This is a genomic window from Parvularcula maris, assembly GCF_024505085.1.
Lineage (GTDB): Bacteria > Pseudomonadota > Alphaproteobacteria > Caulobacterales > Parvularculaceae > Parvularcula > Parvularcula maris.
This window is the reverse complement of the sequence record NZ_JANIBC010000005.1, coordinates 114,528-139,806: the sequence shown is the minus strand read 5'-3', so window position 1 is coordinate 139,806 and position 25,279 is coordinate 114,528. Positions and strand designations below refer to the sequence as shown.

Sequence of the window (25,279 nt, the reverse complement as noted above, 5' to 3'; positions counted from 1 at the left end):
TAACGGAGGAAAGCTGCCATGACCTCGACCTATCTCAGCTATCTGACGTTCGAGCGAAATTACGGCCGCCCTCTGGAGCCCATCGACACTGCCGAGGCGGAGGGCCGCCGCGACCTCGAGGCGGAGGAAGCCTATTTCCGCGCCAAGATCGGCTCCGTCTCGACCGGTGCCGAGCTGATCGCCGACGAGCGGCTCCTGAACTACGCCCTCACCGCCTTCGGTCTCTCGGACAAGGCGGACGATCCGGAGCTCATCCAGCAGATCCTCGACGAGGGGGTGTTCGATCCCTTCAGTGCCGATGCGAAGCTGGAGCAGACCGGCACGAACGAGATCGACACCCTGGCCAAGGCCTTCTGGTTCTCCGACGACCTCGTCTTCGATTTCGAGAAGCAGAACGCCATCGACACGGTGGCCAGCCGCTTCGCCACGCGGACACAGCTCACCGGCGCGGCGCTGACCGAGGCGATCACCTATTTCCGCAACAATGTCGGCAGCCTCACCACGGGCAAGCAGCTCGTTCAGGACGACAAGCTCCTGGCCGTGGCACTGACCGCCTACGGTCTCGGCGGCGAGCAGGAAAACCGTGAGCTGATCGGCAGGGCGCTCGATGCGGGCTTCTACAACCCCTCCGCCGGGGACCTCGCCGAGGAGTCCCTGGCCAACACCGCAAGGGACAGCCGCTACGGCATCTTCGCCCGCGCCTTCGCCTTCGCCGAGGTCGGGCACGGCAATGTCCGCAACCCGAAGTTTCTCGACAGCGTGGTCTCGAACTACAACCGCGAGACCCTGAAGGCGGAGGCCAAGGCAGCGCAGGATACCGGGCGCCAACTCCCGCTCGCCAAGTTCAACGAGCGTGAGATCCAGTACTTCCGCGAGAATATCGGCAATGTGTCGTCTGCGGAGGAGCTCCTTGCGGACGAACGCCTCTACCGCTTCGCCCTCACCGCCTTCGACCTCGAGAGCCAGGTGGACAGCCGCGCGCTGGTCAAGAAGGTGCTGGAGGAAGGCGTTGCCGATCCTGACAGCCTCGCCAACAAGCTCGTCGACAAGAAGTTTCGCGACTTCGCTCGCGCCTTCGCTTTCGCGGAGAGCGGTGACCGGAACGTCCGTAACCCGAACTTCGCCGAGGAGGTCATCGGCAAGTACCGCCGGGTGAAGCTCGAAGGCGATGCGGGCGAGGACAATATCGGCGTGCGCCTGGCCGCTTACTTCGACCGCAAGGCCCCCGGCCTGACGAGCTGGTTCTCCGTGCTCGGCGACAAGGCGCTGCGGGAGGTGATCTTCACAGCCCTCGACCTGCCCGACGAGATGCAGCGGACGAACCCGGACAAGCTGGCCGAGATCTTCGAGGACCGTCTGGACCTCGACGAGCTGAAGGATCCCGAGGGCCGCAAGAAGTTCCTGCAGCGCTTCACCCTGCTCTACGACATCAGGAACGGCGCACCGGGCCAGGTGTCGAACACCCTCGCCCTCTACGGCATCGACCCGACCCTCGACGCGGGCGGCGGCGCTGGCGGGATCGTCTCGATCGACCCGGCCACCCTCGGCGCGACGTTCTTCTAAGAAGCCCTACGCCTCAGCCGGCAGCATCTCGGGCGCCACGTGGCCTAGCACCTCCTTCAGCGCCACCATCCCCGCCTCGGCAGGCAGGGTCTCATGGCGGTCTTGGGCGCAGAAGGCCTCGATACCGGGGACGCGTTCGATGGCCCTGTCGGTCTCGGGGTCGGCGCCTCGCTTGTAGAGGCCGATGGCGATGACGTCGCGCTTCTCCTCGTAGACCGAGAGCAGCCTGCGGGCTTCGGCCGCCGCCTTGGCATCGTCCGCGGCAGGATAGCAGTCGGGGGCCAGGCGGGAGACCGATCCGGGTACGTCGATGGCGGGGAAGCGGCCCCTGGTGGCCACTTGCCGCGACAGGACGAGGTGCCCGTCCAGAATACCGCGAGTGGCATCGGCCACGGGGTCGTCATGGTCGTCGCCGTCCACGAGCACGGTGGCAGCCAAGGTGATGTCCCCCTGCTCACCCATGCCGGGGCCTGAGCGCTCGAGAAGATGCGCCAGCTCGCCGAAGACCGAAGGAGGGAAACCCCGGGCCGAGGGAGGCTCGCCCACGGCGAGACCGATCTCGCGCAGGGCATGGGCGAAGCGGGTGACCGAGTCCATCATGCAGAAGACGTGGCGGCCGCGCTTCCGCTGGTCCTCGGCCACGGCCATGGTGAGGTAGGCAGCCTGGCGCCTGGCAAGAGGACTCTCGTCCGAGGTGGCGACGACCACGATGGAGCGCTTGAGCCCCTCCTCGCCGAGGTCGCGCTGCAGGAACTCCTGCACCTCGCGGCCCCGCTCGCCGATCAGGCCGATGACGTTCACATCCGCCGCCGACGAACGCGCGAGCATGGAGAGAAGCGTCGACTTGCCGACACCGGAGCCCGCGAAGATGCCCATGCGCTGGCCGCGGCAGATGGGGGTGAAGGCGTCGATGGCTTTGACGCCGGTGTCGATCATGGCGCCCACCCGGCGCCGCGCGAAGGCTGGCGGCGGGGTGCCTTTGAGGGGGGTGGCGAACGCGCCTTCGGGCAGCGGACCCTTGCCGTCAATGGGCTGCGCCATGGGACCGATGACGCGGCCGAGCCAGCCGTCGGAGACCTTGATGCGGAAGCGTGCCTCAGGGAAGGTCACCTTAGCGCCCGACGCCACGCCTTCGGTGTCGGAGAAGCCCATGAGGAGCGACTCCTCCTCCTCGACGCCCACCACCTGGCAGTCCAGAGCGCTCATGCCCCGGCGCTCGACCTGACAGAGATCGCCCGCCGAGAGGATGCCGGAGAGGCCCTTGACCCTCAAGACCGTTCCGAGGGCGGAGGAGATCTCTCCCTCCCAGACGGGGCCGGGCAGCCCGCGCAGGCGCGACGCCGCCTCGTCGAGGGCGGTGAGGGCTTGGCTCGTGCTTCTCTCGCCAGGCATGCGGTTCTCCTTCATGCAAGCAGCCTCGGTCCTGCCCCCTCGCCTTTTATCCGGGTTTAAAACCTGCCCGCTTCGTTAACGCTGATCCGGGCCGCCGCCCGGCGGGAGGGCACCCATGATCGACGGCATCAGCCTGTTCGCCACGATGACGAACAAGATGGACTATCTGACGGTCCGCCACACGCTCCTGGCACAGAACGTCGCCAACTCCGACACGCCCGGCTACAAAGCCCAGGACCTGCGCACCTTCACCGAGGCGCTGCGCACGGTGGAGCCCGCCTCCATGAAGGCGACCCATGGCCGTCATATGGTCGCCGATCTCGGCAACACCACCTTCCGCGAGAACACCCATGTCCAAGGCTGGGAAGTCGCCCCCTCGGGCAACCAGGTCACGCTGGAAGAGCAGATGATCAAGGCCGCCGACAATGGCCGCGACTACCAGCTCACCACCCAACTGATGAAGAAGCACGCCGGCATGATGAAGGCCGTGCTCTCCACCCGCACTTAAGGAGCAGGATGATGGACGCCATCAGCGCCACCATGAAGATCGCCGCCTCCGGCCTCGAAGCGCAGTCGACGCGGGTACGGATGGTCTCGGAGAACATCGCCAACGCCAACTCGCTCGGCTCCGCCCCCGGCGCCGACCCCTACCGGCGCAAGACCATCGTCTTCCAGCCCACCTTCGACAAGGCGCTCGGCGCCGACACGGTCACCATCAAGAAGATCGGCACGGACCCTGGCGAGTTCAAGCTCTCCTACGACCCCTCCCACCCGGCTGCCGACCAGCGCGGCTACGTCAAGGTGCCCAACGTCAACCCGCTGATCGAGATGACCGACATGCGCGAGGCGACCCGCTCCTACGACGCCAACCTTAACGTCATCGAGCAGGCGCGGGGCATGGCCATGGCCACCATCGCCCTTCTCGACCGCTAAGGGGTAGACTGAACGATGATCGAAGCCGTCTCCGCCCTCGCCAACGTCACCTCCACCACCGGCGTCTCCACCGAGTTCACACGCAGCGGTGCGGTTTCCGGCGCGCCGAAGATGAGCTTCACCGAGGCGATGAAGTCCGCCGCCATGGAGCAGGTGCAGACCGTCCAGCACTCCGAAGCGATGACCATGGGCGCCATGCACGGCAAGGTCTCGCTTCAGGAGGTCGTCGGCGCCACGATGAAGGCCGAGATGGCCGTCGAGACCGCGATCTCGGTACGGAACAAGATGATCGAGGCCTATCAAGAAATCATGCGGATGCCCGTCTGATGACCGAAGCGGACGTCATCCAGATTATCCGCGAGGGTTTCATCACCGCGATGATCATCTGTGCGCCGCCTCTCATCGCGGGCACTCTGACGGGTCTCGCGGTAGCGCTGTTCCAGGCGCTGACGCAGATCCAGGAGATGACGCTGACCTTCGTGCCGAAATTCGTGGCCATCTTCGTGACCATCGTCCTCTGCCTGCCGCTCACCTTCCAGCGCATCTCTATGTACGCGGCGCTGATCGGCGACAAGGTGATCCGGAGCGGCGGGGGGCTCTAGGCCGTCTTGACCGCGGCCTCCTCGGTAGGGGGCCGGTTCGGTACCATCTCTCTTGCGGCACTCTCTTCGCTGGCCATCTCCCTCGCCGTCATGAAGCGGAAGACGGCACGGGCGTCCTTCGTCGCGAGTTTCTCCGGGTCGATGTCATCGCCGCAGAGGGGACGGAGGGCTTCTAGAAGCTCCGCGCGGATCGTCTCGCTCCTGTCCTGCCTTGCCTCCCAGGTCTCGAGCGCTTTCGTCCGGATACGGCGCAGGAGGGATGCCGGGTCCCGCCTCCCCTCCAGAAGGCCGACCGTCATGTTGGCCCGGTCGAGCACGTAGTGCCTCGTGCCCGAGTAGATCGGCACGTCGAGGATGCCGCTGTCATGGGCTGCGATCAGGGTGAGCTGGAAGCGGTCCCCCTCCCGCCACTCAGGAGGTACGGCGAGGAGCTGGTCCTGTAGCTGGGACGTGAAATGAGGCGCGAGGTAGTAGCAGAACTCGTTGAAGGCCTGGACGTTGAAGCTTTCCTTTGAGGTCTTGGTGCTGGCCCATAAGGCGACGGCAGCCTCCGGCGTGATCATCCCGCCCTTCACCGGGACCCCTGCCGCCTCGGCGATCTCCCCCACGGCCTCCTCCACATGGTCGAGATAGGCCTCGCGGGCGGGCGCGCTTCGGAAGACGTCGAGATAGGCTGAGGCGTAGCGCTTGGCGAACTCCCTGACCCCTACTGGCTCCTGCCACGACCAGATGCGGGCATTGGTGAAGCCGGGGCCGTAGCCTGCGAGCTGAAGATCGGGGTAGGGATCGATACCCCCCTCGAAGGCCTCGATGATGCGCTCCGTGCCGCCGTAGGGGAGCTTGAACCCGTAGCGCTGCCGCAGGAGACGGCGGCGCCTCTCGTGGGGGACGTGATGGCCGCTCCAGTCCATGACCGTCAGCTCGCTGCCGAGATAGCGGGCCAGGTCCTGCGCCGCCACCCGGTCCTGGCGGCGGGTGTTCGTCAGAGCGCTGTTGCCTTTGCCGTAGAGCAGATGGCCGGCCATCCCCGCCTCCTTCGCGGCGGCCAGGACCAGCCGGCTGTCGAGGCCGCCCGTGGCGTTGACCGCCGGGCGGCCCGCGCGCTTCGCAACCTGGAGCATGGACCTGGTCGTTTGGGCGTAGGCTTCGACCGCGTCGCCGAAGCGGCCCCGAGCGCGGCGGGGCTCGGTTCGCTCGGCCCTGCGGAGATCGAGACGCCAGCCGCGCTCGCTTCTCGTCAGCGCGGCATACTGATGGCCCCGCAGGCTGAGGACCCCTTCCGCGGTGCTGCGCCAGCCAAGCCCCCTCTCGCCATGGAACGCGGCGACGAGGGCCTGCCGCTCGCCGATGGTGCTGCCAGCCCACGGCGCTTTCATGCAGTCCGAAAGCGAGGTGGCGACGAGGAAGTCCCCGCTGACCGAGGCCGCGACGTAGATTTCGTAGCTGGCGATGGGGTCGCAGAAGACGAAGGCGCTGCCGCCCTGGCGTACCGCTACGCCGTAGTGCCCGAAGAGGTCCGAGCGGCTTTTGAGGGGGGCGCTCGGGTCGAAGCGCCGCAGGAGCTGCGGCAGCGCCTCCCCTCCCCAGCCATCTTCGAAGGAGCCGTAGCTGCCGGTTGCGATGAGCCAGCGGTCAGGCCCTTCGCTAGCGGCGTTGACGTGCTCGATCGAGCGCTTCTTGGCCGAGGCTGCATAGAGGTCGCCCTCCATCGGCGCCGAACGCAGCCCCGCTTCCTTCCATCCCTCCTCCAGCCGCCGCCTGACAGGCGCGCTGTTGGTCACGTAGAACCTAGCCACTCGAAACTTCCTTCCTTCCGAGCCGTCCTACCGAGCGAGCCTTTGCGGGCAGGCCTTCTAGAACCAGCTCACCGCCTCCACCTTCGGAAGGGGGTCGTGTTCCACGCCCTTGCTCTTGGCCAGGGCGGCGTTCACCACACTGACGAAACGGTCCGAGGCGAAGGGCTTGGTCAAGACGCCGATGGCGTAGGCGTGGTGGTTCTCGGCTTCGGCGGCCTGGCCCGTGACGAAGAGGCAGCAGATGCCGTGGGTCTCGCGGAGCATCCGCGCGAGGTCCGTGCCCCTGTCCCCGCCGGCGAGGTCGATGTCGACGAGGGCGAGATCCACGGCGGCATGGGCGGCCTCGAGCGCCTCGGCGTTGCGGGCGAAAGGTCCGAGCACCTGGTGACCGGCCTGCTCGAGGTCGAGCTGCATCATCATGGCCACCATGATGTTGTCTTCCACCAGAAGAACGAGGCTCATCGTCTCTCCCCCCTTCTCAGAGGCAGGTTGAACTCCGCGCGAAAGCCGGGCGAGCCGAAGCTGAAGTCGACCGAGCCGCCGAGCGCCTTCGCGCTGGCCTGCATGAACGTCATGCCGTAGCCGCGCTTGGTGGGTTCGGGGGCGGGCGCGCCGCCTTCCTCCCGCCACACCATGTTGAGCACATCGCCGCCCGACCAGACCAGGTTCACATGGGCCCGGTCCGATTTGAGGGCACCGTGCTTGATGGCGTTGGTGGAGAGCTCGTGCGCGATGAGGGCGATGCTCTGGCCCATCTCCGCACCGACCTCCGTATCGTCTCCCTCCACGCGGAACCTTCCGGCCGTCTTGAAGGGCGCCAGGACCGCTTCGATCAGGTCGCGGACGGGGGTGGCGCCGTAATTGCTGTTGAAGAGCACCTCGTGCAGACTGCCCATGGCCGAAAGGCGGGGCTGGAAGACCTCCTTGAAACTGTCGAAATCCTCCGCATTGCGCGCGGCCAGCGTGTAGACGGCCTGCACGGTGGCGAGGATGTTCTTGACCCGGTGGTTCAGCTCCCGGCGCAGGAGCTCCTGACGTTCGATATGGAGACCGAGCTCGGCCTGCCGCCTGCGCGAGAGGCGCATGGTCTCGACGGCCGTTTCGAGCTCGGAACGGCGCACGGGGCGCTGCAGGACCAGCACCTTGGTGCGCGGAAGCGCCTCCTGAAAACGGGCGAGCGCGCTCATCGTGTTGCCGACGGGGTCGACCAGGAGGATGATCGGCAGGGCCTGCCAGGGCTCCTGGTTCATCAGATAACGCTCAATGGTCTCCATCACCTCCGGCTCCAACGCTTCTTGGGTGAGGATCAGCACCCCCACCTCACCCTGTTCGGCAAAACCGCGCGCAAGGTCACGGGCATCACGGGCGATGCGGATGCCGTCGCCCCGGCTGAGGGACGCACGCAGAAGGTCGGCGTCCCGCCCGGTGGGGGCGAGAAGCCAGACCGGCACCCTTACGGCAGGGCCGGCATCGGACAAGCTGACGCCCCCGCCATTGGACACGCTAGTCGTAGTCCGGCTTGGGCGAGGGCCTGCCTGGGGGCGGCGGGACGAAGTCCTGGATGGAGATGCCTTTCTGGCTGATCTTGATCTGCCTGATGTCGAGGTCATGCGGGCCGTGGCGCTTCTTCACCACCGAGATCGTGCGGCGGATCACCGCTGGCCACTCATACATGCGCAGGAAGATCACCGTGTCGCCGAGGAAGCTGACGTCGATATCCGTGTCCATGTTGTGGCCGAGAAGCCCGCGCTGGGCCACCACCAGCACGGTCAGCACGTTGCGCCGCGCGAGGTACTGCAAGAGGAGCTGCATCTGGATGATGGCTTCCTCGGGCTGCGGAAGGCCGGAGACGTAGCCGGTGAAGCTGTCGATGACGACGACCCTGGTGTCGTTCTCGTCGACGGCGTTGAGGGCCATCTCGTTGAACTGGCCTTGGCTGATCTCCGACGGGTTGAAGTCGTAGAGCCGCAGCATGCCGCTCTTCTCATACTTTCGCATGGGAAAGCCGAGGCCCTCGGAGCGACGGAAGAAGGTCTCGGGCCGCTCCTCGAAGAGGAACATGGCGCAGTTCTCGCCCCGCTCCAGCGCCGCCCATAGGTAGAGCGAACTGAGGGTGGACTTGCCGGTGCCCGCCTGGCCGACGACGAGGGCGGTGGTGCCCCGCTCCATGCCGCCGCCGAGCATCTCGTCGAGATCCTCGATGCCGCACTGGATGAGGTCGCCGCCGGTCTCCTCCGGCGCGAGCTCCGGCACGACGCGGGGGAAGGTGACGACCCCGTCCTCCTGCAGGATGTCGATGTCGTGGTAGCCGTCGAAATAGTCCACGCCGCGCATCTTGGAGACGTCGAGCCGCCGCCTCGCCTTGCCGTAGGCGGGCAGGTCGCGCTCGAGCTGGAAGATGCCGTGGGCCATGCTCTCGACCTCGAGGTCGGTGTGCTCGCGCGGGCCGGTGTCGATCAGCAGCGTCGCGATCCCTTTGTCGCGCACGAGCTGCTTGAAGTTGATCAGCTCGCGCTGGAAGCGGTAGTCGTCGCGGGCGAGCTGCCTGATCTCCACCAAGCTGTCATAGACGAGGCGCTTCGGCTCGTGCCGGTTAATGGCCTCGATGACGGCCTGTCTCGTCGTGTCCAGGCGCACATCGACGGGGTAGAAGACGGTCTGGTCGTCATCCTCGGGCTTTTCCGCCTGCAGCTCGACGATCTCGATCCCGTCCAGCGACCAGCCGTGGCTTCTGGCGATGAGCTCCAGCTCGTGACGGTTCTGGGAGAGGGTGACGAAGAGACACTTCTCTCCCTGCCGCATACCCTCAAGAAGGAACTGCAGCGAAAAGGTCGTCTTGCCGGTGCCCGGCTCCCCCTGCACGAGGTAGGTGTAGCGCCCCGGCAGCCCCCCCTTGAGGATGTGGTCGAGATTGCGGACGCCGGTGGGAATGCGGTTCATCTCCGCGCTTCCTGCTGACTGGCTCATGATCAGCTCCCATGCCTTGTGGTTACCGTTGGTTCGGTGCTTGGACGGGCTGAATAGGCAGCAGGGCCAGGCTTCACCCCTTCCGTAGGGAAAGGCTTCTTCCAAACCTATATCGCGGCGGTACCGACACACGCCGGTGTGACCGCTTTTGCGGTCTTCGCTTGTGACTGAACGCGATTGCCACCCGCCGTTGCGGCGTCCTGTCGCAACCGCTCCCGCCAGGGTGGCGCCGTGCGTCGGCGCCTCGTTCCAGAAGGGTTCAAACCCCACTTTAAACCCCCGTTCATACCTTCGCCGCCGGGGCAGAACGCCCTTTTCACCGGGTCGGCAGAAGCCGTCCCTAGCGCGTTGGAGAGCGAGAACGTGGACGCAGCGCTGCGCCTGATCGGCAACGATTCGAACCGCGACGTGGTGTTCGCGGCCGGGGTGATGACCATTCTGGTGGTCTTGTTCGTACCCCTCCCCGGATGGGCCTTGGATTTGGGGCTCACCTTCTCCCTCGCCTTCTCCATCCTCATCCTGATGGTGGCGCTTTGGATCGAGAAGCCGCTCGATTTCAGCTCCTTCCCGACAGTGCTGCTGATCGCGACGATCTTGAGGTTGGCACTGAACATCGCCTCGACCAGGCTGATCCTGGCCAACGGGCATCAGGGGACGGATGCCGCGGGCGGGGTCATCTACGGCTTCAGCCAGCTCATGGTGGGCGGCAACTACGTCATCGGTCTGATCGTTTTCGCGATCCTGGTGATCATCAACTTCATCGTCATCACCAAGGGTGCGACCAGGATCGCCGAGGTTGGCGCGCGCTTCACCCTGGACGCGATCCCCGGCAAGCAGATGGCCATCGACGCCGACCTCTCCGCGGGCCTGATCGACGATGTCGAGGCGCGGAACCGGCGCAAGACCCTGGAAGACGAGAGCGCCTTCTTCGGCGCCATGGACGGTGCGTCGAAATTCGTGCGCGGCGACGCCATGGCCGGGATGATCATCGTCTTCATCAACATCATCGGCGGCATGATCATCGGTGTGGCCCAGATGGGCATCACCATGGGGGATGCGGCGAGCTCCTACACCACGCTGACCATCGGCGACGGGCTGGCCAGCCAGATCCCGGCGCTCGTCATCTCGCTGGCCGCGGGCCTTCTCGTCACCAAGGGGCGCAACGAGGGTTCGGCGGAGAAGGCGGTCCTCAGCCAGCTCGGCGAGTACCCCAAGGCGGTGCTCATGGTGGCTGGCATGATGGCGGTGATGGGCCTCACCCCCGGCCTGCCCTTCCTGCCCTTTGTCGGCATTGGCGGGCTGATCGCGGTGGGCGGCTTCGTGGTGCCCAGGCGCAAGAAGAAGGCCGCAGCGGTCCTCAGTGCTCAGACGCAGACCCAGGAAGCGCCCAAGGAGATCCCCGCCGAGGAGAGCCTCAAGATCGAGGATCTGGAGCTCGAAGTGGGCTCGCGCCTCCTCACCATGATCTCCAACCCCGAGCGCGGGCTTCCGGCCAAGGTCAAGTCGCTCCGCAGGCGTTTTGCTTCGGAGTTCGGCTTCCTGCTGCCGCCCGTGCGCATCAAGGACAACCTCTACGTTCCGCCTGACGAGTACAGAATTTCCGTGCAGGACGTGGAAGTTGCCAAGGGCCTCGTGCGGCCCGGCTGCGTCATGGCCATCGACCCGGCCGGCGGCGAGGTGGACCTCCCCGGCGAGCCGACCCGCGACCCGAGCTTCGACATGCCCGCACGCTGGCTGCCTGAGACCTCCTCCGAGGAGGCCGAAGGCAAGGGCTACACCGTAGTCTCCGCGGACAGCGTGCTGATCACCCACCTCTCCGAGACGATCAAGGACCACCTGCCGAGCCTTCTCACCTATTCGGCCATGCAGAAGCTGATCGACACGCTCGAGCCTGAGTACCGAAAGCTTCTCTCCGACATCGTGCCGAGCCAGCTTTCCAATGTCGGCCTACAGAGAGTATTGCAGAGCCTTCTCGCCGAGCGGGTCTCGATCAGGAACCTGCCGACGATCCTAGAGGCCGTGGCCGAGAGCACCGGTTTCACGCGCAACCCGCAGACCATCGCCGAGCATGTGCGCCAGCGCCTCAGCAAGCAGATCTCGACGGCTGTTCAAGGCGAGGACGGCTTCGTCGCGGTGATCGCCATGTCCGGGCGGTGGGAGCGCGCCTTCATCGAGAGCCTGCAGGGCGAGCCTGGCGGCGAGCGCATCTTCGCCATGGCCCCCGGCCACGTGCAGGAGTTCATCACCGCCGCCCGCGCCGTGATCGCGAAGTATAAGGACGATGATCAGCCCCCCGTCATCCTCACCTCCGCCGATGCCCGGCCCTTCGTGCGCAGCCTTCTCGAACGCGCAGCACCCCACGTGCCGATCATCTCGCATAACGAGCTGCACAGCTCGGTGGCCATCAAGACCGTCGATCAGATCGCGTGACCGGGCACGCCGAAGAGGAGCCCATGAGTTTCGAACGACGACTGATCTTCCTCTGCGGCGAGGCGGAGGGCGAGGCCTTTCAGAACCATGTCGAGAAGCTCGACGCGGGGCTCGAGACCGTCTGGTGCTCGTCCGTCGCGAGCCTCGACCTCGTCACGAGGTCCGGCGGCCACCGCACGAGGCTCATCAGCTTCCTGACCGACGTCATCGTCCCCGACGAGATCATCCAGCGCCTGAGGCCCAAACCCATCAACATCCATCCCGGACCGCCCGAGTACCCCGGCGCCCACGGGCTGACCTTCGCCATCTTCAACGGCGCCAGCCATTACGGCGTCACCGTGCATGAGATGACGGCCAAGGTGGATGACGGCCCCATCCTGATGGTCGACCGCTTTCCCCTACCGGGGGACGCCGAACTCGTCCCCTACGGCAACGAGGTCTACGCCCGCGCCGTGGCGCTGGCCGATCACGTCATCCACCACTGCGTGCGCACAGAGGGTCCGATGCCGCACGCTAGAGGCGAGGCGTGGTCGAAGCACCACTGCACGAGGAGGAGGCTTAAGGCTCTCTTAACGGCGCAGGACTATCTCACACCCTCGGACCAGGAGCGCCTCATCCGCGCCGCAGGTCCTCTTCTGGAGAAGCCGGAGAAAGCCGCGAAAGGCCATGGTTGAGATCCCGCTCGGCAGCGCCAGCGATCAGCTGACCGTGCTGCTCCTCACCTTCGCGAGGATCGGCACCATCTGCATGCTGATGCCGGGGCTCGGCGAGGGCTATGTCAGCCCGCGGATCAGGCTGTTCATCGCCGGCGCCATCAGCTTTCTCCTCTCGGTCACCGTCGGCGCGCGCATTCCCGAGCTGCAGGGCTTCGGCTCGGTGGTCTTCGCCATGATGAGCGAGGTGGTGGCGGGGCTGATCTTCGGCGGCGCCATGCGGATGTTCCTCGCCGCCCCCCAGATCGCGGGCCAGCTCACCTCGCAGCTCACTTCCCTGTCGAACATCTTCGCGTCCGGCGCGCAGCTCATGGAAGCGAGCTCGATCCTGGGCGCCTGGTTCGTGGCGGGGGCCATCCTCTTCACCTTCGTCTCCGGCATGCACTACCTCATGCTCGACGCGATGGCGGTCAGCTACAACGTGATCCCGCTCGGCGGCTTCCCGAACATGGGCGACGCGGCGAACGCCGTGGTGCGCATCTTCGCCGGGGTCTTCGCCTTAGGCGTTCAGATGGCGGCGCCCTTCATCCTCCTCTCGCTGATCTTCAACATCAGCGTGGGGCTCGCCAACAAGATGATGGCCAGCCTGCCCCTCTACTTCGTCGCCATGCCGATCTCGATCCTCGGCGGGCTCTATGTTCTCGCCTACGCCATCGGCCCGGTTTTGGCTGCGTTCCGCGCAGCTTTCTCCGCCTGGCTGACCGCGCCGTTCGCGTGAAGGAGGGGCCGTGGCTGACGAACCGGACGAGTCCCAGAAAACAGAAGAGGCCTCCCCAAAGAAGCTTGCGGACGCCCGCAAGAAAGGGGACGTGCCCGTCTCCAAGGAGGTCGCCACCTTAGGCTCCATGGTGGCCGCGATCATGCTGATCGCGTTCCTGGCGCCGTCCCTGGTACGGACGATCTCGGGCAAGACGACGCCCTTCGTCGCCAGCATCCACGAGATCCGCGTGCAGAACACCCAGTACGACGTGCTGGCGGTGCTGGGCGAGCTCTTCACCAAGATCATGGCGGCCATGTCGCCGCTCTTCCTGGCCTTCGCCGGGGCGGCGCTGCTGGCGACCCTGGGTCAGAACGCGCTGGTCTTCGCCGTCGACCGCATCAAGCCCAAGGCCGAGCGCCTCAACCCCATGAAGGGGCTGAAGCGCATGTTCAGCCAGGACAGCCTGGTCGAGCTTGCCAAGAACCTGGTCAAGGTCGGCGTGGTCACGGGGGTGGTGGCGCTCTTTACCCTGAACGAGCTGGAGAACTTCACCGCCATGGCGAGCTACGACCTCAACGAGGTCCCCCGCCGCATGCAGGGCATGGTCATCAAGCTTCTGGCGGCGGTGCTGATCGTGATGATCCTCGTCGCTGTGATCGACGTCATCTGGAAGCAGATGGAGTGGAAGAAGAAGCAGCGTATGACCAAGCAGGAGGTCAAGGACGAGTTCAAGCAGACCGAGGGCGACCCCCAGATCAAGCAGCGCCTCGCCGAGATCAGGCGCTCGAAGAAGCGCAAGGACGCGATCGGCAAGGTGCCCGACGCCACGGTCCTGATCATGAACCCGACCCACTACGCCGTCGCCCTGCGCTATGTGCCGTCCGAGGGCGACGCGCCGGTCTGTATCGCCAAGGGCCGCAACCTCATCGCGCTGGAGATGCGGAGGAAGGCCGAGGAGCACAACGTGCCGGTCATCGAGAACCCGCCCCTCGCCCGCGCGCTTCACGCAGCGTTGGAAGAGGACCAGCCCATCCCGCCGCAGTTCTTCAAAGCAGTGGCCGAGATCATCAACTACGTCTACCGCTCGGGCCAGCGCAGCCTGTCGCTGTAGGTTCTAGAAACCGGCGGCCACCTCTCCCGCATGGGCGGGAGAGGTCAAAACCTGGCGCAGTCAGGTTTTGGGTGAGGGCCTCGGCGAAGCCGTTCTGCAACGCTTGGTATCAAAACCTGCGCTCAGAACCCCCTCACCCTCGGTCCCTCTCCCGCAGGCGGGAGAGGGAGGCGGCACTTGCCAAACTTTCGACTGAAGACACTACCCGTCGAGCCCATCCTTTGCATCACCGGCGGGTTTCCTGCACACTTCGCCAAAAAGGGCCGTCTTATGTTCCGTACCGCGCTGCTCGGCATCCTGGCCGGGATGCTTCCTCTCGCCGCCGCAGCCCAGAACACGGGCGGGGTCTTCGGCCCGGTGGTGAACAAGGGGCACCGCTATGCAGAGTACCGCATCACCGTCTCCCCTTCCGATGCGGACGGCCTGGACACCGTCTGGGCACAGCGCTTCCACGTGGAAGACACGCCCACGGACCGCATCATGTGGCGCGTCTTCGCCCAAGTGAGGCGCGACCCTTTCGGCGAGACCGAGTTCGATTCGGCGCAGGCGGAGATCTTCACCGAGCTGCGCGGACCGGAACACCGGTGGCGGACCGGTTTTCGCTTCGACGGCCGGGTCAGGGGCGACGGGCCGGGGCAGATGAGCGTCAACTGGACCAACGAGTTCGCCCTGTCCGAGAAGCTGATCACCAGGGCCGTGCTTCTGACCACTAAGCAGTTCGGCGACCGGGCCTCGGACGGCGTGCTTCTCGAGACCCGGCTCAACCTGCAGTACCGCTTCGAGAACCGCGTCCAGGCGGGGGTCGAGCTCTATAACGGGCACGGATCGACCGCTGACTTCCAGACCGTCTCCGATAGGCTCCAGGTCGGACCCTACGCCTTCATCCCCATCGGCGAGCACTGGCGGGGCTTTGTCGGCGTCCTCGCAACGACCGGAAACGGCGCCTACCCCGCCGACACCCGCTTCTGGCTAGGCAGGAGCTTCTGAGGGCTCCTCCACCCCCTCCTTGACGCCGGACTGGGACGCCAGCTCCCGCACATAGACGTCCTGCTGGGGGAAGGGGATCTCGATGCCCTGCTCGCGGAAGGCTTTGTGGATGGCGACCCTCAGCTCCGTCCTGACGCGGAGGCTGTTCCCCACGTCGCGGATATAGCAGCGTAGGGAAAAATCGAGGCTCGACGCGCCGAAATCCTCGAACACAACCGCCGGTGCGGGATAGTTGAGGATGTCGCGGTTCTCCCTCGCCACCTGCTGCAGGATGCGCATGACCTTTTCCGCGTCGCTGTCATAGGCGGCGCCCACACGGACGATCACCCGGCCCATCTTGTCCTTATGCGTCCAGTTGGTGACCGCCTGGGCGATCAGCTCGGAGTTGGGGACGATGACGGAGGACCTGTCGAAGGTCTCGATCTCCGTCGAGCGGACCGAGATGCGCTTGACGATGCCCTCGCCCGAGGCCGTGACGATCCAGTCGCCCACCTTGATGGGACGCTCGAAGAGAAGAATCAGTCCACTGACGAAGTTGTTGACGATGGACTGGAGGCCGAAACCGATACCGACCGAGAGGGCGCCGGCGATGATGGCGAGGTTCTGAAGGTCGAAGCCCAAGGTCCCCACGCCGATCATGAAGGCGATGACGAGGCCCACATAGCCGATCAGCGTGCGAAGCGAGTTCTGCACCCCTGGGTCGATGCGGGAGCGGGGGAAGATCTGCGTCTCGGCGGTCTTCTGCACCTGGCGGGTGACCCATAGAAGGACCACGAAGATGCCGATGGCCGAGAGGATCTTGCCGAAGCTGATCCTGACATTGCCGACCTCGAAGCCGATCAGCGCGTCGACGATCCATCCGCGCACGTCGGACCACTCGGCACCCAGGATGAGGAGCGCGGGCGGGATGAAGATAAGCACCGCCACCGCGTCGATGAAGATGCCGATCCAGGAGTAGAGGAGCTTCTCGTCCTCCTCGTCGGCGGTGCTGGAGAAGTCCTTGTCTAAGACCCGCACGGTCTCCCGCAGCATGGCCCTGATCGCCATGACGACGCCGAAGAGCGCCACCAGGAGGAACGCCCTCGTAGAGACGTAGTAGCCGAGATTGACCCAGCCGAGGAGCGCCGCTCCGGCGGAGAGACCGCCGAGGACCCGCCCCAGGGTCCGCAGCTTGCCGAAGAAGCTGCGCTTCTTAGGCTCGTCCGGCTCGACCGCCACGGCGGGGGTTTCGGGGGCGCCCGGCGGCGCCTCGCCCTCGACGAGCTTGGTGGGGGCGGGCTCCTCCTCGTCGTCCTTCCGGGTCCAGAGCCCGTCGCGGGAGAGAAGGTAGAGAAGCGCGCCCAGCGACACCGCCACCACCCCCTGCTGGGCGTAGGAAAGAAGCGGCGAGCCGACGAAGAGGTCCGCGCCCCGCGCCAGCACCATGTTGGCCACCAGGATCGCCGCCGCGGAGATGGCGAGAAGCCTGACGGCGAGGAGGCTGCGGCGCGGCAGGGGTGCGACCCGCCATTCGGGCCGCAAGGGCGCGAAGACCGCGGAGACGGCGGCATCGGCAAAGACCAAAGCGAGGAAGCCTAGCCAGAGCGCTTCGGCGAAGTCCTCCGCCTCGTCGGGCACGGCGCCGATGAACTTCAGCGTCTCGATCAGGAAGAACCCGGCCACGATGCCGGGCACCATCTTCGAGGCCGTGCGAAGGGCCGCGACCAGCACGCGCCGCGAGGGGTAGGGCTCAAGCGGCTCGATGCGGCGGAAGATCTGCCTCTCGGTGAAGCGGCGCAGGGGGATGAGGAGCAGGAGCGCGATCACGACAGCCAGGCCGAGATAGAGGAGAGAGCGGGCCAGGCTTCCCTTCTCCCGCATCTCGTCGCGCCAGCCGTTCGCGGCCATGATCGCGTCCTCCGCGCCGCCGAGGAACTCCGCTGCCGCCCCCGTCCAGAGCTGCGGTGAGATCAGCAGGTCGCCGCGCTGCTGCAGGCGTCCGGTGAAGGCGTCGCGCCGCCTGGCCGCGATGGCCTCGCCGATCCTCGTGCTGGCCGCGATGTTCAGGTCGATCTTGGCGCTGAGCGCTGCGAGATCGCCGAGCCGCTTGCTGATCTCGACCCGCTCCTCCTTGAGCGCGTCGCTCTCCGGCGGCTCGCCCTCGGCCGGGATGGGGCCGAGGCGGTCGAGGTCCGAACGCAAGGTCTCGATGCGCTGCTCCAGCGGCACCAGGGCCGTCTGGGCATCGGTGCGGAGGGTGCGCAGCTCCTCCCTCAAGGTCAGGAGTTCGTCAGTGCCCAAGACCTCCGAAGTCAGCTCCTCTTCGATCTCGGCCAGGCGCTGGGTACGGACGGCTACCTCCTCGCGCAAAAGCCCGATCTCCGCCGAGGGCGGCTGGGCATGGGCAAGGCTGAGAAGGGCGAGAACGGCTAGGACAAAAACGCGCATCGGGTGGGCGATAGCGCGGCTGCCGCGAGGTGCAATCCCACAAGGCAGTGAAAGAGGTAAACGAAGGAAGCTGCTGCCGTCTCTTCCGAAAGGCGTTTATATCTTCTGCGAGCTCAGATGGCCCCCTCCGCCCCTTCGGGGCACCTCCCCCACCAGTGGGGGAGGAACACAGCACCAGCGCCGCTCCCTACTTCGCTCCCCCTCTAGAGGGGGAGCTGCCGGTAGGCTGAGGGGGAGGAAGCAGCAGCGCCTGCAATCTCCGTCTGCTTGCAAACGATACAATTGCCGCAAGCAAAGGCTGGGCGGCCAGTGCACGTGTCAGGGGGAGGTTGCACTGGCCGCCCCCGGAAACCGAAGGCAGGCGGGGTCAGGGGGCACAGACGTCCCGCCTCAACCATAAAGATCAGCTTCCGGATGAAGCCTGCTTGGCCGCTCGCCGGAGGGGGCAGACCTCGTATCGCGAGCGGTGAAGGAGGCATCTAGGGATGCGCGAAGAGCTGCGAAAGGCCCAAAAGGGAGAAAGCAGAATTGCGCACGTTCCGTGCAAAGACGCTTCTCGATTGAGCGTTTACGAGCCCGAGGCGAGGGCGACGCGCTCGATTTGATCGGGGCTGACGGTGACCCCGCCATCGAGGATCAGCTTCGTCTCGCCGCCTTCGAAGCGGACCTCGCGCACGAGACCGCCGGAGAGGATGCGGCCGGCCAGACGCTCCTCACCCTCGGCGTTCTTCGCCACGACCTGGGCGCGGTAGACGCCGGGGGCAGCTCTCGCTCCAGACAGGGTCTCTCCGTCCCAGCCCGCATCGTAGCGGCCGACATCGCCGGAGACGTCGAACTGGGCCATGAGGTTGCCGCCCTGGTCGAAGATGCGCAGCTCGGCCTCCTCGGTGGGCGAGGTGATCTCGAAGTTGAAGCGCACGCCGGAGGTGCCCATGGACAGCTCCTCGCTCTCCACCTCGACGGCGCGGCCGAGAAGGTTGAGGTCGCCCTGGCGGTCGCCGGTCGAGAGCTTGGCGGAGATCTCCTTCAGGGTCTCGCCCTGCTCCACCCCCTGCTCGAGCTCGGAGAACTGGGTGAGCTGGTCGACGAACTGGTTCGTGTCCATCGGTTGCAGCGGGTCCTGGTTCTGAAGCTGCTTGGTCAGCAGCGTCAGGAAGGTGTCGAGATTGTCGGTCAGGGCCGAGCGGGCGACCGAGGCGCGGGTCGGTTCGGCGACATCGCTGGTGGTCTGGCTGATCGGGGTAATGGTGCTCATGGGCTTGTATCCTTAGAGGAACAACTGGCGGTCGTCGGCGCTGAGGGCCGGACGGATGAAGACTTCACGCCGCTCTTCGGCGTGCTCGCGGGCCGAGCGGCGCTCGCCGTGCTGTTCGCGGCGCTCTTCATAGGCCTCGCGGCGGCTGCCGCTCTCCTGGTCGTCGCCCTCGCGGTGGGAGAAGCGCAAATCGTCGGTCTCGAACCCGGCCTGGGAGAGGCTCTGCTGCAGACCGCCCGCGCCCCTCGCAAGGGCATCGAAGGCCTGGGCTGTCTCGGTGACGATCGTCACGCGGGTCACCGTGCCCGATTTCTGAAGCTGGATCTGCACCCGGCCGAGCTCTTCGGGGTGAAGGCTGAAGCGCATGCGTTCGACATCGCCGCGGGTGATGAACTGGAGGTTGGTCGCCACCTGACGGACCACGGCGGCGGAAGGGTCGGGGCGGCCCTGAAGCTGCGCCGCGTCCGCGCGGGCCGAGGAGCCGGTGTCGCCGCCTTCGGGGAGGACGGGGGCCGTCTTGGTACGGACCTCGCCGAGAAGCTCTTCCTCCGCAGGCATGACGGGCGCGTTTGCCGCGGTCTGTTGCTCGGCAGTTCTCTGAACCAGCGGCTGCGGGGCCAACGCCTCACGCCGAACATCGTGGCGGACCGGTCCCTTGGCAGGTTCGATCCTGCCCTCGGTCAGCGTCTGGGGTTTCGGCTGGACTTCCCCCGCCAGGACCGATGCGGCGGCCTGCTGAAGCTCCGGCGCGGCTGCAGCAAGGTTCCCTGGTTGCGCGATCAGTTTTGCAGAAGCCTGCCCTTCGCTGGATAGCGGGGTTGTGACAGGCTGGTTCTGCAGGAGGGGCGCGGCCAGTCCGGCCAGCTCCTCGACCTCGCCCAGAAGCTCCGCAAACCCTTGCTGGCCCTGGGGAAGCCCCTGCCCCTGGGCCTCGTTCTTGACGATAGGACGAACGGTCTGAACCGGCTTGGAAGCCACCAGGAGCGCAGAAGCTGACATCGGCACCTCTTTTTACAGCTTCCCAGTGGAACGCAGTCGTCTCAAGGTGAGTTTAAAACTTCGGGGGTCGCACAAGCTGCGTGCCTCTAAGCGTCTGCGTAGAAGTCGTTTCGTGTGCAAACCGAACCCTTCCCCCAGTGCCCTGCGCTTCAGCCGCTCGGGCGCTCTACCAGCGAGAGGCATCACCTATGGCCAGCCAGCTAGGCGTAGCGATCATCGGACTATCAGGACAGGCGGCGTCGGCCGCCGTGGCGACGGTCGAGCTGGCGCGGCGTGGCCGCAGCAGCCGCGCCGACCTTCCCCTCGGCGACCGTCCCAACCTCGCGCCCTATAGCGGCTTCCGCTTCGCCGGTTGGGACATGAAGGGGGGCAGCGTGCTCGACGCTGCCTTCCGTCACGAGGCGGTGGACCCGCAGAAGCTCGGCACGATCGAGGCGGCCTTGCGCGCGGTGAAGCCCTGGCCCGCCCTGACCGGGGACGGCGGGGCGCCCCAGGGCTGCAGCGGCGAGCACAAGCGCGGCGAGATCACCCTCCGCGAGCGGATCGAGTGCATACAGGACGATCTCGACCGGTTCAGACAATCCGTCGGCGGCCGAGCCGTGGCGGTGAACCTCTCCACCCCCGACTTCCTCACCTCGCGCGCCGCCGAGGCCTTCCAGTCCAGGCGGGCGCTCGAGGAGGCGCTGGACCAGCAGGACCGCAAGATCGGCCCCGCCATGCTCTACGCCTACGCCGCCATCGACTGCGGCGTGCCCTTCGTCGATTTCACCGAGAGCCCGGCCACCTGTGCGTCGTCGATCATCGACTTCGCCATCGAGCGGGGGGTGCCGCTCGCCGGACGGCCCCGAGGCACCGAGCCCAGCTTCCACCGAAGCGCCGAGGCCGCACCGCTCGTGATCGAGGTGACCCGCCTCATCGACTACGCCGCCGCCCACGGCGCCCGCGGCACGGTCGAGACCTTGAGCCAGAGCCTCGGCCAGCTCAGCGGCCTCTCCCGCAGCAAGGCCCGCGCAGAGCTCGATATCTTCGGCTCCCTGAAGCTCTGGCTGCGCGAGCAGGAAGCCCGCGCCGACGAGGACGGCACAAGCCAAGCCATCAGCCTCCCCGACCGCCGCGAGCAGAGTGCTGGGGTGAGGTTGAATTAGTTGGCGCTACCGCTCGCTCGCGCTCGCTACTTGAGCGCCGGCTCGACTTCGCTCCGCTACGCTCGCGTTCTTGGCGGGCCATGGTAGTGTGGCGCTTCCCTCCCCCGTTTCGGGGGAGGTGCCCGAGGGGCGGAGGGGGACTCCCAACTAGCGAAGTCCTCAGTAGCGAAGCCCCTCCGACCGCTTCGCGGCCACCTCCCCTGAAGGGGAGGAATTAAAAGAATCTACCCCCTAGCCGCCATGGCCTTCTGCACGAACTTCATCGTCTGGCCCGAGCCGTCCTCCAGCATTTTCTCGCCGTCTTCGTTCAGGATCTCGTCCATCTTGGCGGCGATGGCTTCTGGGGTCTGCTCGCTCTCGCCGAGATAGATGCCCTCGGTCTCGGTGATCCGCGTGGCCGCATAGCCGCCCGCGCCCGCCGCCAGGATGAGCCGCGAGGGGGCTTCGTCGCAGGCCAGGTAGAGAAGCGCCGCCGTGACGCTCTCCGGCGTCATCACCTTCAGCACCTCCTCGGGGATCAGCCCCTCGGTCATGCGGGTGGCCGCCGTCGGCGCAAGAGTATTGACGTGGATGCCCTTGGAGCCGCCTTCGAGGTGGAGCACGTTCATCAGACCCACCAGCGCCATCTTGGCCGCGCCGTAGTTGGACTGGCCGAAATTGCCGTAGAGCCCCGAGCTCGACGAAGTCATCACCACCCGGCCGTAGCCGCGCTCCCTCATATGGTCCCAGACCGCCTTGGTGCAGGTGACCGAGCCCATGACATGGACCTCCATCACCATGCGGAAGTCATCCAGGGACATCTTGTGGAAGCTCTTATCGCGCAGGATTCCGGCATTGTTCACTAGGATGTCCACGTGGCCGAAGGTCGAGATCGCCTCCGAAACCATCTCGGCGACGGCTTTCTCGTCGGTGACGTTGGCGCCGTTGGCGATGGCCTCGCCCCCCGCCGCCTTGATCTCCTCGACGACCTTCAGCGCTGCCTCCGACGACGCCCCCTCCCCCGAGACCGAACCGCCGAGATCGTTCACCACCACCTTGACCCCCCGCTTCGCCAGGGCCAGCGCGTGCGAACGGCCAAGCCCCGCCCCCGCTCCGGTGACGATGGCGACGCGGTCGTTGAAACTGATGCTCATGGGGGCTCCGTTGGGTGGCGTTTGGGGCGCCTTATCCTGCCCCTCCCCTCTTCGCCAGACGGGTACCGGCGATAGGCTGAACCCCATCCAGACCATCGGCTGAGGCGCTACCATATTGCGCTGCAGCGCGCTCGGTGCTCTATCGCTGCGCATTCTCCTTGACACACCGACCTTCCAGAGGATGCGCATGACCGCCCCCTTCCCCAAAGCCGCAGGCTCCCCCGTTCCCGTCACCCTCGCTTACGGCGACGGCATCGGTCCCGAGATCATGGAGGCCGCGATCAAGGTGATCGAGGCGGCGGGCGCGAACATCGCCTTCGAGAGGATCGACATCGGCGAGCGGGTCTACAATGCGGGCCATTCGGCAGGCATCACGCCCGATGCCTGGGAGAGCCTTCGCCGCACGGGGGTCTTCTTCAAGGCGCCGATCACCACGCCCCAGGGCGGCGGGTTCAAGTCGCTCAACGTGACGATCAGGAAGTCCCTCGGCCTCTACGCCAACACGCGGCCTTGCGTGTCGCTGACACCCTTCGTCGACACCAAGCATCCGAGCGTCGACCTCGTCATCGTGCGCGAGAACGAGGAGGACCTCTACGCAGGCATCGAGCACCGCCAAACGCAAGACGTCTACCAGTGCCTGAAGCTCATCAGCCGCCCCGGCTGTGAGAAGATCATTCGTTTCGCCTTCGAATATGCCCGCGCCAACGGCCGCAAAAAGGTCTCCTGCTTCACCAAAGACAACATCATGAAGCTGACCGACGGCCTGTTCCACAAGGTCTTCGACGAGATCAAAACCGAGTACCCCGACATCGAGACCGACCACTGGATCATCGACATCGGCACAGCGCGTCTCGCGGACACGCCTGAGATCTTCGACGTCATCGTCACCTCGAACCTTTACGGCGACATCATCTCGGACGTGGCGGCGCAGATCACGGGCTCGGTGGGCCTTGGCGGCTCGTCCAACGTGGGCCAGCACGCGGCCATGTTCGAGGCGGTACACGGCTCGGCGCCGGATATCGCAGGTCAGAACATCGCCAACCCCTCCGGCCTGATCCTCGCCAGCGTCCTGATGCTGCAGCATATTGGCCAGTCCGAGGTCGCCGAGCGGGTCCACAACGCCTGGATGAAGACCATCGAGGACGGCGTGCATACGGGCGACATCTACAAGGAAGGCCGCTCCGCCGAGAAGGTCGGCACCAAGGCCTTCGCCGACGCAGTGGCCCAGCGCCTCGGCCAGGCGCCCAAGGTGCTGGCCAAGGCCTCCTACGAGAACGGCGCCAAGTTCGCCCTGCCGCAGATCGAGAAGCCCGCGCCGGTGGAGAAGAAGCTCGTCGGCATCGACGTTTTCTGCGACTGGGACGGCAGCGCCGATGCCCTGGCCGAGAAGCTGCAGGCGGCGCAGACCTCTAACGTGAAGCTCGAGCTGATCACCAACCGCGGCGTCAAGGTCTGGCCTGAAGGCCTGCCCGAGACCTTCTGCACCGATCACTGGCGCTGCCGCTTCTCCGGTGAGATCACCAACGCTGACGTGGCCGAGCTGCTGGCCGCGTTCGCGAAGGCGGGGATCGACTTCATCAAGACCGAGCACCTCTACACCTTTGGCGGCGAGCGCGGGTACAGCTTGGGTCAGGGGCAGTAGGCTTCGCCGTCATCCCGGCCGAAGCGAAGATCCGGGACCCATGGACCTTCCGTTTCAGCAGGTGCTACGCAATGGTCCATGGGTCCCGGATAGCCTCCGGCTTCCGGGATGACGGTGGTTTTACAGTTTTTCTAACCCCCTACCCTAGCAGAGCGAAACTCTTTCCTCCCCCGGCGCGAACCCCTATGTGCGCCGCAACAGAAAAACTGATGAGAGACCGCCCGTGAGTGAGACCGTCGCCGAGAAACCTGCCGTGAACCCCAAGCTCGCCAGCGTCGAGAAGGTGCTGTCGGTCCACCACTATACCGACCGGCTGTTCAAGTTCCGTATCACCCGGCCACAGAGCTTCCGCTTCCGCTCGGGCGAGTTCGTCATGATCGGCCTCCTCCAGGATGGCAAGCCGCTCCTACGCGCCTATTCCGTCGCCTCTCCCAACTGGGACGAGGAGCTGGAGTTCTTCTCGATCAAGGTGCCCGACGGCCCGCTGACCTCCGTGCTTCAGAAGATCCAGCCCGGCGACGATGTGCTTCTGGGCAAGAAGCCCACCGGCACCCTGGTGCTCGACGCGCTGACGCCGGGCAAGCGGCTCTACATGTTCTCCACGGGTACGGGCTTTGCGCCCTTCGCCAGCCTGATGCGCGACCCCGAGACCTATGAGAAGTTCGACGAGGTCATCATCACCCACACCTGCCGCCAGGTGAACGAGCTCGCCTACTCCGTCGAGATGGCGGAGAACCTGATCAAGGACCCGCTGATCGGCGAGATGGCCGAGGGCAAGCTGCGGCACTACACGACCTGCACCCGCGAGGAGCACCCCCATACGGGCCGCATCACCGACCTGATCGAAAGCGGCAAGCTCTTCAGCGATCTCGGCGTGCCGCCCCTCGACCCAGCAACCGACCGGGCGATGATCTGCGGCTCCATGGAGATGATCAAGGACACCGCCGCCTTGCTGGAAAAGGCAGGCCTCACCGAGGGTTCCAACGCACAGCCAGCGGAGTTCGTCATCGAGAAGGCGTTCGCCGGGTGATCGATCTCAGAAGCGTCACGCGCAGCGGTAAGCCGAACCAGTTCCTTGCTGCACCGGAGAACTATCTCGCCAGCGAAACGGCCGATATGGTACCGCCGGTCTACTCTGCTGCGCCTGATGCCTTGATGACGAGGCTCCGTTCTCATGTGGAAGCTGAGAAGGCTGTCAGCGACATCGAGACAGCGGGCCACCGCCTCTCCTATGTCGCGACCATTCCGGTCTTCGGCTTCAAGGACGATGTCGACGTGGAGGTGCTGCCTGCAGACGGAGGCAGCACGCTGGCCGTCTTCTCACGCAGCCGGGTCGGCTACTCGGATCTCGGCGTCAACGCCAGAAGGGTGAAGCGCCTTCTGGAGGCTCTGAAGAGCGGCTCTTGAGCCGACACTAGCCCATATGGGCTATCCCCTCCCGCGATCCTGTTTTCTAGGTCGAGGCCGCAGCTACGGATGTCGGC

23 protein-coding genes are annotated in these 25,279 nt (G+C 65.9%); 14 read left to right on the top strand and 9 right to left on the bottom strand.

All coding sequences use genetic code 11. From position 1 onward, the window contains the following. Positions 1-18 precede the first annotated feature (18 nt). Complete coding sequence (locus tag NOG11_RS08840) at positions 19-1,563, top strand: DUF1217 domain-containing protein (protein ID WP_256619387.1); 1,545 nt, start codon at positions 19-21, stop codon at positions 1,561-1,563. A 6-nt stretch (positions 1,564-1,569) separates the two neighbouring features. Here NOG11_RS08840 and NOG11_RS08835 read toward each other — a convergent pair whose 3' ends face one another. After that, the gene (locus NOG11_RS08835) at positions 1,570-2,955 is read right to left on the bottom strand and encodes a FliI/YscN family ATPase (protein ID WP_256619386.1); all 1,386 of its coding nucleotides are present in this window, start codon (positions 2,953-2,955) and stop codon (positions 1,570-1,572) included. A gap of 115 nt (positions 2,956-3,070) precedes the next feature. Here NOG11_RS08835 and flgB point away from each other — a divergent pair, with 115 nt between their 5' ends. From flgB to NOG11_RS08815, 4 genes are read left to right on the top strand one after another with little or no spacing between them, the layout of a single operon-like run. After that, complete coding sequence (gene flgB, locus NOG11_RS08830) at positions 3,071-3,463, top strand: flagellar basal body rod protein FlgB (RefSeq protein ID WP_256619385.1); 393 nt, start codon at positions 3,071-3,073, stop codon at positions 3,461-3,463. An 11-nt stretch (positions 3,464-3,474) separates the two neighbouring features. Further along, the gene (gene flgC, locus NOG11_RS08825; protein ID WP_256619384.1) at positions 3,475-3,888 is read left to right on the top strand and encodes a flagellar basal body rod protein FlgC; all 414 of its coding nucleotides are present in this window, start codon (positions 3,475-3,477) and stop codon (positions 3,886-3,888) included. A gap of 15 nt (positions 3,889-3,903) precedes the next feature. Beyond that, complete coding sequence (gene fliE, locus NOG11_RS08820) at positions 3,904-4,215, top strand: flagellar hook-basal body complex protein FliE (RefSeq protein ID WP_256619383.1); 312 nt, start codon at positions 3,904-3,906, stop codon at positions 4,213-4,215. Beyond that, the gene (locus NOG11_RS08815) at positions 4,215-4,490 is read left to right on the top strand and encodes a flagellar biosynthetic protein FliQ (RefSeq protein ID WP_256619382.1); all 276 of its coding nucleotides are present in this window, start codon (positions 4,215-4,217) and stop codon (positions 4,488-4,490) included. Before fliE ends, NOG11_RS08815 begins: the two co-directional genes overlap by 1 nt. Here NOG11_RS08815 and NOG11_RS08810 read toward each other — a convergent pair. Genes NOG11_RS08810 through NOG11_RS08795 form a run of 4 tightly spaced genes read right to left on the bottom strand, consistent with a single transcriptional unit; the run spans position 4,487 to position 9,253 of the window. Then, positions 4,487-6,286, bottom strand: coding sequence for a death domain-containing protein (locus NOG11_RS08810; RefSeq protein WP_256619381.1), 1,800 nt, complete (start codon positions 6,284-6,286; stop codon positions 4,487-4,489). The genes NOG11_RS08815 and NOG11_RS08810 overlap by 4 nt on opposite strands. A gap of 57 nt (positions 6,287-6,343) precedes the next feature. Further along, entirely contained in the window at positions 6,344-6,748 is a 405-nt protein-coding gene (locus NOG11_RS08805; RefSeq protein ID WP_256619380.1) for a response regulator, read from the bottom strand. Then, entirely contained in the window at positions 6,745-7,764 is a 1,020-nt protein-coding gene (locus NOG11_RS08800) for a sensor histidine kinase (protein ID WP_256619379.1), read from the bottom strand. The genes NOG11_RS08805 and NOG11_RS08800 overlap by 4 nt, the downstream gene beginning before the upstream one ends. Positions 7,765-7,789: 25 nt before the next feature. Next, complete coding sequence (locus NOG11_RS08795) at positions 7,790-9,253, bottom strand: ATPase domain-containing protein (protein ID WP_256619378.1); 1,464 nt, start codon at positions 9,251-9,253, stop codon at positions 7,790-7,792. A 363-nt stretch (positions 9,254-9,616) separates the two neighbouring features. On the opposite strand from NOG11_RS08795, the gene flhA reads away from it, so the two are divergent. The 5 genes from flhA to NOG11_RS08770 all read left to right on the top strand — a co-directional run bounded on the left by flhA (position 9,617) and on the right by NOG11_RS08770 (position 15,194). Next, positions 9,617-11,683, top strand: a complete 2,067-nt coding sequence (flhA, locus tag NOG11_RS08790) for a flagellar biosynthesis protein FlhA (protein ID WP_256619377.1) — start codon at positions 9,617-9,619, stop codon at positions 11,681-11,683. A gap of 23 nt (positions 11,684-11,706) precedes the next feature. Continuing rightward, a complete protein-coding gene (locus tag NOG11_RS08785) occupies positions 11,707-12,357 on the top strand; it encodes a formyltransferase family protein (RefSeq protein ID WP_256619376.1) in 651 nt (216 codons plus the stop codon). After that, on the top strand, positions 12,350-13,114 hold the full coding sequence (locus tag NOG11_RS08780; protein WP_256619375.1) for a flagellar biosynthetic protein FliR: 765 nt from the start codon (positions 12,350-12,352) through the stop codon (positions 13,112-13,114). Before NOG11_RS08785 ends, NOG11_RS08780 begins: the two co-directional genes overlap by 8 nt. Before the next feature lie 10 nt (positions 13,115-13,124). Then, positions 13,125-14,207: a flagellar biosynthesis protein FlhB gene (flhB, locus tag NOG11_RS08775; protein ID WP_256619374.1), complete on the top strand. Its 1,083-nt coding sequence runs from the start codon at positions 13,125-13,127 to the stop codon at positions 14,205-14,207. A gap of 270 nt (positions 14,208-14,477) precedes the next feature. Further along, positions 14,478-15,194: a hypothetical protein gene (locus NOG11_RS08770; RefSeq protein WP_256619373.1), complete on the top strand. Its 717-nt coding sequence runs from the start codon at positions 14,478-14,480 to the stop codon at positions 15,192-15,194. Here the strand turns inward: NOG11_RS08770 and NOG11_RS08765 are convergent. The 3 genes from NOG11_RS08765 to NOG11_RS08755 form a co-directional block, all read right to left on the bottom strand. Beyond that, positions 15,177-17,621 (bottom strand): mechanosensitive ion channel domain-containing protein, encoded by a 2,445-nt coding sequence (locus NOG11_RS08765; protein ID WP_256619372.1) that lies wholly within the window; start codon positions 17,619-17,621, stop codon positions 15,177-15,179. The two genes, NOG11_RS08770 and NOG11_RS08765, sit on opposite strands and share 18 nt — an antisense overlap. A gap of 568 nt (positions 17,622-18,189) precedes the next feature. Next, entirely contained in the window at positions 18,190-18,876 is a 687-nt protein-coding gene (locus NOG11_RS08760) for a flagellar hook assembly protein FlgD (RefSeq protein WP_256619371.1), read from the bottom strand. 12 nt (positions 18,877-18,888) lie between these two features. Then, positions 18,889-19,875 (bottom strand): flagellar hook-length control protein FliK, encoded by a 987-nt coding sequence (locus tag NOG11_RS08755; protein ID WP_256619370.1) that lies wholly within the window; start codon positions 19,873-19,875, stop codon positions 18,889-18,891. 188 nt (positions 19,876-20,063) lie between these two features. Between NOG11_RS08755 and NOG11_RS08750 the strand changes: the two genes are divergently transcribed. Beyond that, complete coding sequence (locus NOG11_RS08750) at positions 20,064-21,020, top strand: inositol-3-phosphate synthase (protein WP_256619369.1); 957 nt, start codon at positions 20,064-20,066, stop codon at positions 21,018-21,020. Between the two features lie 224 nt (positions 21,021-21,244). On the opposite strand, the gene NOG11_RS08745 is transcribed toward NOG11_RS08750, so the two are convergent. Then, positions 21,245-22,153, bottom strand: a complete 909-nt coding sequence (locus NOG11_RS08745; protein WP_256619368.1) for an SDR family NAD(P)-dependent oxidoreductase — start codon at positions 22,151-22,153, stop codon at positions 21,245-21,247. A gap of 187 nt (positions 22,154-22,340) precedes the next feature. Between NOG11_RS08745 and NOG11_RS08740 the strand changes: the two genes are divergently transcribed. The 3 genes from NOG11_RS08740 to NOG11_RS08730 all read left to right on the top strand — a co-directional run bounded on the left by NOG11_RS08740 (position 22,341) and on the right by NOG11_RS08730 (position 25,202). Then, entirely contained in the window at positions 22,341-23,795 is a 1,455-nt protein-coding gene (locus NOG11_RS08740) for an NADP-dependent isocitrate dehydrogenase (RefSeq protein ID WP_256619367.1), read from the top strand. 253 nt (positions 23,796-24,048) lie between these two features. Beyond that, the gene (locus NOG11_RS08735; protein ID WP_370468256.1) at positions 24,049-24,825 is read left to right on the top strand and encodes a ferredoxin--NADP reductase; all 777 of its coding nucleotides are present in this window, start codon (positions 24,049-24,051) and stop codon (positions 24,823-24,825) included. Then, the gene (locus tag NOG11_RS08730; RefSeq protein ID WP_256619365.1) at positions 24,822-25,202 is read left to right on the top strand and encodes a DUF1499 domain-containing protein; all 381 of its coding nucleotides are present in this window, start codon (positions 24,822-24,824) and stop codon (positions 25,200-25,202) included. The genes NOG11_RS08735 and NOG11_RS08730 overlap by 4 nt, the downstream gene beginning before the upstream one ends. Positions 25,203-25,279: the final 77 nt, after the last annotated feature.